Annotated in this window: 12 protein-coding genes and 1 pseudogene; 5 read left to right on the forward strand and 8 right to left on the reverse strand. The window is 65.6% G+C overall.

Features of this window, described 5'->3' with window-relative positions:
- Positions 1-96: 96 nt before the first annotated feature.
- The 5 genes from E1261_RS38925 to E1261_RS38945 all read right to left on the reverse strand — a co-directional run bounded on the left by E1261_RS38925 (position 97) and on the right by E1261_RS38945 (position 4,486).
- On the reverse strand, positions 97-369 hold the full coding sequence (locus E1261_RS38925; protein WP_132414767.1) for a hypothetical protein: 273 nt from the start codon (positions 367-369) through the stop codon (positions 97-99).
- Positions 370-389: 20 nt separating this feature from the next.
- On the reverse strand, positions 390-1,511 hold the full coding sequence (locus tag E1261_RS38930) for a tyrosine-type recombinase/integrase (protein ID WP_202875407.1): 1,122 nt from the start codon (positions 1,509-1,511) through the stop codon (positions 390-392).
- 208 nt (positions 1,512-1,719) lie between these two features.
- A complete protein-coding gene (locus E1261_RS38935; RefSeq protein ID WP_132414769.1) occupies positions 1,720-2,091 on the reverse strand; it encodes a DUF6624 domain-containing protein in 372 nt (123 codons plus the stop codon).
- Positions 2,081-2,956, reverse strand: coding sequence for an alpha/beta fold hydrolase (locus E1261_RS38940; RefSeq protein WP_165952797.1), 876 nt, complete (start codon positions 2,954-2,956; stop codon positions 2,081-2,083). The genes E1261_RS38935 and E1261_RS38940 overlap by 11 nt, the downstream gene beginning before the upstream one ends.
- Before the next feature lie 276 nt (positions 2,957-3,232).
- Entirely contained in the window at positions 3,233-4,486 is a 1,254-nt protein-coding gene (locus tag E1261_RS38945; RefSeq protein ID WP_132414771.1) for a hypothetical protein, read from the reverse strand.
- Between the two features lie 214 nt (positions 4,487-4,700).
- Here E1261_RS38945 and E1261_RS38950 point away from each other — a divergent pair, with 214 nt between their 5' ends.
- From E1261_RS38950 to E1261_RS45620, 3 genes and pseudogenes are all read left to right on the forward strand, one after another.
- The gene (locus tag E1261_RS38950; RefSeq protein WP_238176707.1) at positions 4,701-5,774 is read left to right on the forward strand and encodes an HIRAN domain-containing protein; all 1,074 of its coding nucleotides are present in this window, start codon (positions 4,701-4,703) and stop codon (positions 5,772-5,774) included.
- Positions 5,775-5,784: 10 nt separating this feature from the next.
- A pseudogene (locus E1261_RS47205) lies at positions 5,785-5,904 on the forward strand (DUF4236 domain-containing protein); the annotation flags it as partial.
- A gap of 99 nt (positions 5,905-6,003) precedes the next feature.
- Entirely contained in the window at positions 6,004-6,837 is an 834-nt protein-coding gene (locus E1261_RS45620; RefSeq protein ID WP_238176706.1) for a hypothetical protein, read from the forward strand.
- A 42-nt stretch (positions 6,838-6,879) separates the two neighbouring features.
- Here E1261_RS45620 and E1261_RS38960 read toward each other — a convergent pair whose 3' ends face one another.
- Complete coding sequence (locus tag E1261_RS38960; protein WP_132414773.1) at positions 6,880-7,344, reverse strand: lipocalin-like domain-containing protein; 465 nt, start codon at positions 7,342-7,344, stop codon at positions 6,880-6,882.
- 16 nt (positions 7,345-7,360) lie between these two features.
- Positions 7,361-8,383 (reverse strand): zinc-dependent alcohol dehydrogenase family protein, encoded by a 1,023-nt coding sequence (locus E1261_RS38965; RefSeq protein WP_132414774.1) that lies wholly within the window; start codon positions 8,381-8,383, stop codon positions 7,361-7,363.
- 153 nt (positions 8,384-8,536) lie between these two features.
- On the opposite strand from E1261_RS38965, the gene E1261_RS38970 reads away from it, so the two are divergent.
- Positions 8,537-9,415, forward strand: a complete 879-nt coding sequence (locus E1261_RS38970; protein WP_132414775.1) for a helix-turn-helix transcriptional regulator — start codon at positions 8,537-8,539, stop codon at positions 9,413-9,415.
- A gap of 1 nt (position 9,416) precedes the next feature.
- Complete coding sequence (locus E1261_RS38975) at positions 9,417-10,121, forward strand: SDR family NAD(P)-dependent oxidoreductase (protein ID WP_132414776.1); 705 nt, start codon at positions 9,417-9,419, stop codon at positions 10,119-10,121.
- A gap of 56 nt (positions 10,122-10,177) precedes the next feature.
- On the opposite strand, the gene E1261_RS45625 is transcribed toward E1261_RS38975, so the two are convergent.
- Positions 10,178-10,597, reverse strand: a 420-nt coding sequence (locus E1261_RS45625; RefSeq protein WP_420814099.1) for a Rossmann-fold NAD(P)-binding domain-containing protein, incomplete at its 5' end; no start/stop codon positions are given.

A 10,597-nucleotide genomic window follows, 5' to 3' on the forward strand; every position in this document is an offset into this window, starting at 1 on the left:
ACTCGTACAAGTCGACGGCCTGCCGACAAAACTCCTCGGAATAGTTCCTACGGGCCATAACTCAGAATCATCTCGCTTCCCCAGCAAATGCTGGATTCAGCGTGTCCAAGAACCAGGGTCAAGGCCCAAGGTCTCCAGCCAGCTCACCACCCACCTGAGACCGCGACGACGCACGTATTCAGTCTCGTAGACACCCGAGCGATAGCGGGGCTGCAGCAGCAACTCCATTACCTGCTCGCGCGAGAGATGCGTCTGCGGCCAGGAATCGACGGGCCGCCGAGGGGGATAGCGCCGAAGAAGATCATCCACTGGATGCTCGGTGATGATCGTGGCCACCTCGATCGGCGGATCCGTGAGCACGCGCCGCACGGGGGTACCCAACCTTGCGGTCACATCGGCCTCCCAAAGAGCACGTCGAGATCGTCCGGCCGGTAGCCGGAGGCGACCGGCGGAATCGGCACCCGGGCACGGCGCTCGGCCTGCCGTGCGTGATGGGCGAGAACGCTGCCGATCACCTCGTTCTGGTGCGGGACAAGGTAGATCTGAGTCGTCGTCAGATGCGCGTGTCCGAGGACCCACTGCACGTCGGTGAGCGGCACCTCCGGATCACGGGCCATCCGGTAGGCCGCCGTATGCCGCAAGTCATGCAGCGTCCAGTTCGATCCCAGTCTGGCATTAGCCCGCTCGAACATCCGGTGCGCGGCAGAGTAGGTCAACGGACGCAACGGCCGGCGGAGGGTCCACCACAACGGCTGACTCCGTCCCGCCGGAATCTCCCCGTGCACTTGCTGCTGGTAGAGCCGCAACCACACGAATGCATCGGACGATGCGGGCAGTAGCTGAGCCGCGCGAGAGCCCTTGCGCACCACCGAAATCACCTGCTGGCCAGGGTCTGCGTCACCCCGGCACGTACCGAGAAGCTCCGAGGCCCGCGCGCCGGTAGAGACCCAGAACGCTACAAGGGCCCGATCCCGGTCACTCGGCAAGGACGCAAACAGTCGGTCGAAGAACTCATCCGGGACACTGCGAGGCAACCGCTTGGGAACCCGAGGCCGATACAACCCGGACCGCTCATTGCGGCGCGGCTCCATCGGGCTCTGGTGTGCGTGCGCACGCCGATCTCTGCTCCCTCTCACCAGCGGGAACGGATTCAGGACCGGCCCGCTGCCCATGTCCCGGTGGAAGTCGTAGAAAGTCCTCAGCACCGTCTCGCTGTGTGCGCGGACCGACGCCGCGTACTTGGGGCCCGGCTTCGGCTTACCTGTGACCTGATTAGGAGTACTGGCCGACGGCGCGATCATCGCGGCGGCCGATTCAGTGCCGCGGTTGCGCCAGTGAATCCGGGAAGGCTTGTCCGCGAGCTGCATCCATCTGCTGAAGTCCCGGGCTTCGATCCTCGATGCCCGGTCCCAGACAACGTCGACCGCCCACAAGAACCGGTACCAGCGGAGCAGAGCCATGCCGTACGACCGCAGCGTCGACGGCGAGCGCCCCGCAGCCTGCAGATCCACCAAGAAGAGCGCAACCCCCCGCTCCACGAGACCGCGCGGATCTATCAATTCGTACGGTTCCCACTCGTTCTCCGTGGCCCTCAGGGCACCGGTCAACGGCACGGGCAGAGAAGCAAGATCTCTCGAAGTCATGGCGGATTCATCCACGGACGGCCTAACTGACGGAGCCCAGAAAGGTCACCTGACCTGCGGAAAGTCCACATCTAGTTCAGTCAACAGGTCCGGCGTTGGTCCGCACCCGGTCTTCCAGGTAGGCGAACAGCCTCGACGGCGCCTCACTCGCCTCTGTTGCCGCGGCCATCAGGCGGTGAAACAGGAGTTGGTCTTCTGGCTGTTTGTCCGCGTGCTGCGCCAGCAGCCACGCGTTCGTGGCCGCTTCCTCACCGACGTCGGACATCCGTGGCCAGCCGTGCTCGGTCACGACCTTGAGTAGCCAGCGGGTGTTGTCGGCGTCGACCTCGTTGACCACATCCCACAACTCGGTACGAGGGTCGCCTGACCAGCCATCCACCGCGCGGCGGGCTTCCTGATCCAGCGCCGCTCGCCGCTCGAGCTCGGCCTGGAGATCGCTAGTCTCCATCGGTACGGGGTCCTGTCGCGTTCCACTCGATGAACGTCTCGTCCCGCACGCTCACCCGCACCGTCCCGCCTGCTCGAAGAACAGCGGGCTGGTCCAGCTGCACCGCGCCGCCCTTCGCAGCAGCCATACTCCGGACAACCTCCGCGACGAGGTCCGGTGAGTCCTTCTGCACAAGGTGGCCCGCGAAGTGAGGCACCACGAGATGACCGGACCAGCGCTGCGCCAGTTGGAGCTGGTGACGGTGCCACCATTGATCCATCTCGACCAACGACAGCGGTCGGTACTCCTCCGCCTCCTTGACCGGTAGCCAGCGCCACATTGCCGAACCGATCACCACGGTCTCAACGTGCCGCTGCGGTCCCGGCTCGAAGTTGTCCAGCGTCTCTGGATAGGAGATCCGCCACGCCTCACCTTCCCGGCCGTCGACGAGGACCTCTTTGTCCACGTCCAACGCCGTATGTAGGGCTGGGTCGCTGGCGTCCACCAGGACCAGGCCACAGACCAGGTCAGGCCACAGCCGGGCGAATGCGTCAACGATCAGACCACCGATCGAATGCCCCACCAGAATCCACGGCTCCTGAACGCCCACCGTGCCCAACAGAGCCAGCAACTGCTCAGCTCCCCACTGCACTGGCTGGGCACTTGCGGCTGCTGTGGCCGCATCGACCGGCCCACTTTCTCCACAGCCGGCTCGGGCATAGACCAACGTCGACAGGCCAGCAGGAAGGCGTTCGATCACGCTGTCCCACTCCTCACCCGACCCGCCCAGTCCGGAGACGAACACGATGCACGGTGCATCACCTGGCACGTACCGGTACGCCAGCTCGATGCCGTTGACGACGCAGCTTTTCTGCAGATCGTTCACAGATATCCCTTTCACCGACTGGCAACGGACTCGTCACGCGCAAGCCTGGCACGCAAGGCGCGGTCTTGTCCGCCGACACTGGCTATGGGTGTGGCTCGCACGCCGAGAGGAACTCCGTGACCTTGGTTCTGACGTACCAGCTCAGCCGGTGACCTGGCCTGACACCACAACCGGTCATCGCAACAGGGCTACGCCACTGAAGGCATCGTCGGGTGGCTCTTCGCGCGCCACCTGCATCTCGCCGAACTGCTCGCGCAAGACGGGGCGGCGTTCAAGTCAGTCTTGGTTGTGGTCGAGCGTCTCGTCCTTCCGTCGGCGGAGCGCTCGGTCGGTGATTCGGTTGGAGAGCTCGCCGGTCGCCGATTTGGCTCGGTCGAGGGTTTCGCCGCCAAGGCGTCTGGCGGCGTCGACGCTGTCGGCTCCCGCCTCGCGAGCCTTGTCTGTGACCTCCGTGGCCGCTTCTGCCCATCGCTTCGCCTGCAGTGATTGTCGGCCGTGCTCGATCCCCAGCCGACCCTGGAAGTCTGCGACGGCGGTCGCGACAATGTTGCTCGAATGCACCACATCCCGAGAGGCGTTCGGGTGCAGGAGCACCTTCTTGTTGGCGGTGCCGGCGGATGCGTCCATGCGGGCCATCAGGCGCTCGGTGCTTCGGGAGATGAGGTCCAGCCGGTTGCGGCGTGCCATCTGGAGGCCGAGACGATGACGGTCGAGCTCGTCCGGAGATGCGTCCAGGACTCGGTCGAGCTCGAGTACGGCGATCGCATCCTGGAGCCTGAAGCAGCGAGCCAGAACGGCAAGCCACTCGTGAACCTTGGTCTCGGCCTGCTTGGTCAGCGTTGCCAGTTCGCCGACGTTCGACTCGTGCTCTGCTTTGTCTGCGATGGCGTCGAGCTGGAGCAACGCGTACGCCTGGGTTCGGGCGAGCGTCATCGTCGTGGCCTGCACCTTTGACCACGTGACGTCGGATACTCGACCCACCTGGTCTCGGATGGTGAGGGCCTCTTCGATCACGAGATCCACGCCCATGACGTCCGCGAACACAGCGTCCTTCTGAGCGCTGACGACATCGTCGACTTTCTTGTCGATCGTGGCCAGGTAGTCGGTGATGTCGTCCATCGCCTGCTGCATGGCGAGTTGGGCCATGATGCCCGCCGCGCCCGCTAGGAGTGCGGGGTTGGTCAGCAGCGTTGTGGGGCCCTTCACGAACTCGACGAAGCCTTTGATCTGGCCGTGGTTCCCCTTCAAGACTCCGGTGTCGAGACCACTTTTGCCGCTTCCCCGCAGTCCGTGCTTGTGGGCGAGCTGAGCGGATTCCTTGGTCAGCTTCACCCAGCGGCCCGAGTTGGCCGCTATCTCGGACGCCGACTGTGTGGCTGCCGCAGTGGTGCTGAGCGAAGGCCTGAGCCGATGCAGTCCGAGGTCTTTCGACGTGAGTCCCTCAGATGTTAGGAAGCGATCGACGGACGCCGGATCCCCGATGACCGCCAGCCCGTCACCGTCGCTGATCAGCTGAATCTCGTCGTGCATCGATAGCTCCTGATATGTGCGCAAAGAACACGGGCCCGCATAGATAGAGGGCCGGAGAGTCAAGCGTGATACGTAGCGCTCCGTAACGAAGTACCCCTCCCGCACGATGTGGTCGGCAAGGCGAGGGGGAATCACGATGGGGTGGATGGATCGGCTACGTGGCCGAGGGGGAAGTCGGGGGACTGTGGCGCCGGCCGGGAGACCACCGGTTCGGATGCTGAGTGGTGACGACGACCTTGAGGTGGTCGGGGAGAGTCACTACCAAGACGCTCTTTGGAGTATCTCGGGTGCTCGCGTCGGACAGAGTGTGCGTTGCACGGTTGATGCGGTGCTGGTGCCTGAGCCGCAGAATACGTACGACCCCAACGCGATTGCTGTCGTGATCCAAGGACACCTCGTCGGGTATCTGGATCGGCAGACGGCGGGGCAGTATGTGGCGGGGCTGAATGAGCTCATGCGGCTCCATGGAGCGCACATCGGGCTGTCGGGCGTGATTGTCGGAGGCGGGCACTACGACGACGGGCCGGGCAGGCTCGGGGTTTGGCTTGAGCATCGGCCGAGTGACTTCGGAGTGATGCGGCCGCCTGCGGGACCACGCGGGCGGCCGGTGTTCGGCGAGACGACCATGCGGACCGGGTTCAGCGAGGCTTGGCTGACGGATGCCGAGGACGACTCGTACGACCTGTCCTGGTACGACGATCTGCCGGACGGGGACCGCCGTGCGATTGCCATGCTGCAGGACCTGCTGGCAAACGATCCCGACCCGATCGACCGGCACTTCCAGTTCGCCGAACTGGAGTCGCGGTTGTATCGATGCCGCGATCTGTACGACTCCGCGTTGGACGAGTTCGACGATGTCTGCAAGCGGCATGACGCCGAGATGGACACGATCTGCCAGGCCTTCATGGCGAAGTGGAGCAAGGTGCCGCTGCTCGAGACCTATCGTCAGATGGCGATCCGGCAGCAGAAGAAGAAGGACTGGCAGGAGTGCCTGCGGTGGGCTGAGCGCGGCATCGCCTTGTACGGCGCGGCGCCGGCTCGTGAGGATGCCGTCGAGGATCTGCAGAAGCGGCGCGCTCGTGCACTGCAAAAGATCGTGGCGCCGGTGCCTGCGAAGGTCAAATCAGCCGGCGCGGTCCCCGTCTACACGGAGCAGACAGTCGCTCCGGCCGTCGGCATCGCTCTCGAGATCCTCGTCTGCGGACAGTGTGAGGCGCGCTTCGAGCGGCTGCGGGTTCGCGGTCGCAAACCGAAGCTCTGCCCGACCTGCCGAGCAAACGAAGTCTGAGCGCGGAGACATGTTCTATCTTCGGAGTTCGATCAAAGCAGGACCGTTTCGATTCAGCGCCGGGTCGTCCGGACTCGGCGTCAGCGTTGGAGTACCAGGATTCCGGGTTGGCGCCGGGCCGCGCGGAAACTACGTACGGATAGCCGGCGAGCGAGTGAGCTATCGCGCTACGGCAGCACAGTCGAGGCCCTTGCCGGGCCCGCCCACACAGCACCCGGCGCAGGTGGAGATGGCAGACGTAACCGGTGTGACCGCGATGGCGCTCGCGCCGACTGGAAGCGGCGATATCGTCCAGCAGTTGAACGCTGCTGCCGCAAGGCATGCGTGGGGTCTGCCGATCACGATCGTCGTTGGCGTGCTCGGCCTCCTCACCCTGCCGTACGGCGTGGTGATCTGGGTGCTGGCGGCGCCGTTGTGCTGGTGGTTGATCCTTCGCGACAAGGCACGCCGTACGGTCGTCCTCTTCTACGACGTCAGCGATGCGCGGGCGTACTGGTTCGAGGCGTTGACGTCGAGCTGGGTCTGGCTCACCGACTCGAGTCAGCTGTGGCGCGAGGTGCAGTCGGGGCGCGTGCAGACGACGTACCAGCACAAGACGAACGCCGGCGCCAGCAGCCTGGTCAATCGCATCACCGCGGTGGCCGGTCTGGCCGGACCGCGGCACCTGGCCACGAACGTTGCCGTGCCCACTGTGTCTGCGGGGGGATCGAGCCTTCACTTCTTACCTGACCGCGTTCTGCTTTTCGACAACAAGCGCTACACCGACATCAGTTATCGCTATCTCCGGGCGAACGCCTACCGGCAGCGCTTCATCGAGAGCCGCGGCAGCCGGCCGAAAGACGCTCAGCAGGTCGACCGGACCTGGCAGTACGTGAACGTCAAAGGTGGACCCGACCGACGGTTCGCCAACAATCCCGTGCTGCCGATCATGCTGTACGGCAACATCGACTTCGGTACGCCGCACGGGCTGGATTGGCGTCTACAGATCTCTCGGCCGGACGCGGCGACGGCGATCGGCGCCGTACTGAGCGACGTACCGGCGATCGAGGAGAGCTCGCACTGACCTGGTCGGCGCGACAACAATCACCAAGCGGAGCTGATGAGTTCAGATGCGCTCGTAGGTGGCTCGCCAGCCTTCCGCCGGGTCGGGCGGGGTGAGGACCAACCTGTCGCCCTTCACTGCGAAGACGCGTGTCAGGCGCTGGCCGATGAGAGTGCGTACCAGCGACGACTCGACGGTTACGACGAACGTTCGGGTCGCTTGGTCGACTGTGATCGTTCCGTAGAAGGCTTCGTAGCCGTTCAGCGTGTACGGCGTGTCCGGAGCGGTGGGGTCGGGGTTCATGGCCTGGACCGACATGGTGCCGGATTTGGTGAAGACCGCCTGGCCTGAGTACGGGACGGGGTGGAGATTTCCTTCGGTGCCGACCTCCAGCGACGTCATGCGCCATGTGCCAACGAGCGGGCCGGTGCTGCGATCGGCCATGCTGTGCTGGGTGAGCGGGGGAGTGGTGGATACCAGGAGGGCAAGCACCAGTGCGAGTGGGGCGATCTTGAGTTTTGTCTTCATGTGCGGGTGCTCCTGTTCAGGGACGGAGTAGGGCCTTGATGGCTTGCCGGGTATCCATGGCGCGGTAGGCCTCGGGGGCCTGGTCGAGTGGAAGGGTGAGGTCGAAGACCCGGCCTGGGGCGATCCGCCGGTTCCAGATCAGGTCGATCAGCTGGGGGAGGAACCGCCGTACCGGGGCGGGGCCGCCGTGGAGGTGGGCGTGGGAGAAGAACAGTTCTTGCCCGTCCAAGGTGACGTCGTGGGCGACGCCGACGTACCCGACGTGGCCGCCGGGACGGATGGAGCGGATCGCCTGCAGCATCGACTCCTGGGTGCCGACCGCCTCGATGACCGAATGGGTGCCGAAGCCGCCGGTCAGCTCCTTGATCCGCTCGATGCCATCGTCGCCGCGCTCGGCGACGATGTCGGTAGCGCCGAAGTCGAGGGCAAGCTTCTGGCGGGATTCGTGCCTGCTCATGGCGATGATGCGCTCGGCGCCGAGTTGCCTGGCCGCCAGCACTCCGAGCAGGCCGACCGCGCCGTCGCCGACAACGGCGACCGTCTTGCCGGGGCCGGCCTGAGCGGCCACGGCGGCGAACCAGCCGGTGGCCAGTACGTCGGAGGCCGTCAGAAGGCTGGGAATCAGGTCGTCGTCCGGCATGCCTGGCGTGGCGACCAGTGTGCCGTCGGCCAGCGGGACGCGCAGCCGTTCGGCTTGGGCGCCCATCGAGTTCATCCACTCCCGCTGGACGCAGGAGGTCTGATAGCCCGCGCGGCAGATCTCGCAGGTGTTGTCCGAGGCGGAGAACCCGCCGACCACGAACTGGCCGGGCTTGACCGCTTTGACGTCGCTGCCGACCTCCTCCACGATCCCGACGTACTCGTGGCCGATCGGCGCTGGGCCGTCGATGGGCTCGGCTCCGCGGTACGGCCAGAGGTCCGAACCGCAGACACAGGTGGCCGTCAGCCGGATGACGGCATCGGTCGGCTTGAGGATCGCCGGGTCCGCGCGTTCCTCCACCCGGAAGTCGCCGGGAGCGTGCATCATGACACCGCGCATGGTTGTTCTGCTCCTTCACTGATGAGGTCGCGGGACGATCAGGAAGTCCCGCGTCACCGAGCTAACCGGCCGGCCGGACGCGCAGCGAGTCACTGGTGAAGGGTGTACTGGCAGTACATCGCTACGGCTCGGCGGCTGAAGTACGGTCGAGGTGTGGACAACCGTGACGAAGTCCGCGAGTTCCTCGTCTCGCGGCGAGCCAGGCTCACCCCGGAGCAGGCCGGGCTGCCCGTGGGCAGCAGGCGCAGGGTGCCGGGACTGCGCCGCAGCGAGGTCGCGGCGCTCGCCGATGTCAGCGTCGAGTACTACGCCAAGCTGGAGCGCGGCAACCTGTCCGGCGTCTCACCCGCGGTGCTGGAAGCGGTCGCTCGGGCGCTTCGGCTTGACGAGGCCGAGCGTGCTCACCTGCTCCACCTGGCCCAGGCCGCGGAGGGTTCTGACACGCTCGCCCGGCCGCGGACGCGCTCCAGCAAGCAGTGGACCCTGCACCCGAGCCTCCAATGGACCCTGGATGCGGTCACCGCCGGTCCGGCGTGGGTCGCCAACGGCCGGCTGGACGTGCTTGCCGCCAACCCGCTCGCCCGCGCGTTCTACAGCGACCTCTACAGGTCCTGTACGACGAAGCCGCCGAACATGGCCCGCTTCCAGTTCCTCGACCCAGCGGCCCGCCACTTCTATCCGGACTGGGACCATGTCGCCGACCTGACCGTGGACCTGCTGCGCTCGGAGGCCGGCCGGAACCCGCACGACAAGGACCTTCATGACCTGGTGGGGGAACTCTCGACGCGCTGCGATGACTTCCGAACTCGCTGGGGCGCCCACAACGTCACGCGTCACGGTACCGGCACCAAACGCTTTCATCACCCGGTCGTCGGCGAGCTCACGCTGAGCTGGGAGGCCCTGGCCATGACGTCGGCATCCGGTCTCACCCTCACTGTCTACACGGCCGAACCCGGCTCACCGTCCGAAGAAAGCCTGCAGTTGCTTGCATCCTGGGCCGCTTCGAAGGCCTCCGAGATCGAGGCGGTCTGAGATGGCGCTGGTCATGGTGACCGGAGCGGCCAGCGGGCTCGGGTACAACACTGCGCATGCGTTGTCCGACGCGGGGCATGACGTGGTCGTTCATGTCCGCAACGAGTCGCGGCTCAGCGAACCTGGCCGGTGGAAGGGCGTGGTCATCGGCGATCTCGCCCGGGTCGTCGAAATCCACGACGTTGCTCGGCAGGTCTCCGCCTTCGGTCACTTCGACTCTGTCATCCACAACGCCGGCGTTATGAGCTCTCCGGAGGTCATCACCGTCAACGTGCTCGCGCCGTACCTGTTGACGGCGTTGATGGACAAGCCCGCCAGATTGATCTATCTCAGTAGTTCCATGCACCGGGGCGGCTCCACGGACCTGCGGCGGTTGTCGCAAGGCACCGGTTCGTACTCCGACAGCAAACTGTGGATCACCACCCTCGCGCTGGCGCTCGCATCGCGTTGGCCAGGAACCTCCAGCCATGCGGTCGATCCGGGTTGGGTCCCGACCCGGATGGGTGGCGCCGGTGCACCGGACGACCTGACCGCTGGGCACGAAACCCAGGTGTGGCTCGCCACCCACGACGGCGTGAACCCGAGCAGCGGCGGCTACTGGCATCACCGGCAGACGCAAGCACCACACCCGGCATGCCAAGACGAAGACTTCCGGGCCCAGCTCATCAAGACTCTGGAAAGCCGCACCGGCGTTCCACTCGATTGACCGCACGGCGGACCGGCGCGGTGGTCGGTCAGCTGCAGCCTGGTCGAGTGTCCTGTTTACAGGGCGACGTAGGGGTGTTCGGCTCCGTCGCGTTTGGTGTGGGTGGTCCAGTAGTGCTGGGCGATGGTGTCGGGCTGGGTCTCGGGTCCGCCGCTGCCGATCCAGGCGAAGATCGGGATGTGCGCGACGTAGACGCCGGTGTCGGCGGTTGCCTGGTGCAGCTTCAGCGCGTAGCTGCGTAGTGCGCCGCTGCCGATGGTGGTTGTGGTGAACTCGGCGGGTCCGGCCAGCGGGTCCTTCGAAGTGCCACCGGTGGTGTAGAGGATGGTGCCGCTGTCGCGTTCGATCATGGTGGGGAGTACTTGTTCGGTGGCTGCGATGCCGCCGTACAGGTAGTAGTCGATCTGCGGCTGGATGTTGGCTCTGTTCGCCTGTAGGGGGCCTGGATTGCTCAGGCCGGGGACGGGGGTGTGCGG

Source organism: Kribbella albertanoniae (assembly GCF_004348455.1).
Taxonomy (GTDB): Bacteria; Actinomycetota; Actinomycetes; order Propionibacteriales; family Kribbellaceae; genus Kribbella; species Kribbella albertanoniae.

Excerpts from the sequence above, each read along its gene's own strand:
- E1261_RS38935 (WP_132414769.1), bottom strand. The coding sequence starts at position 2,091 with ATGGAGACTAGCGATCTCCAGGCCGAGCTCGAGCGGCGAGCGGCGCTG.
- E1261_RS38945 (WP_132414771.1), bottom strand. The coding sequence starts at position 4,486 with ATGCACGACGAGATTCAGCTGATCAGCGACGGTGACGGGCTGGCGGTC.
- E1261_RS38950 (WP_238176707.1), top strand. The coding sequence starts at position 4,701 with ATGCTGAGTGGTGACGACGACCTTGAGGTGGTCGGGGAGAGTCACTAC.
- E1261_RS45620 (WP_238176706.1), top strand. The coding sequence starts at position 6,004 with ATGGCAGACGTAACCGGTGTGACCGCGATGGCGCTCGCGCCGACTGGA.
- E1261_RS38960 (WP_132414773.1), bottom strand. The coding sequence starts at position 7,344 with ATGAAGACAAAACTCAAGATCGCCCCACTCGCACTGGTGCTTGCCCTC.
- E1261_RS38965 (WP_132414774.1), bottom strand. The coding sequence starts at position 8,383 with ATGCGCGGTGTCATGATGCACGCTCCCGGCGACTTCCGGGTGGAGGAA.
- E1261_RS38975 (WP_132414776.1), top strand. The coding sequence starts at position 9,417 with ATGGCGCTGGTCATGGTGACCGGAGCGGCCAGCGGGCTCGGGTACAAC.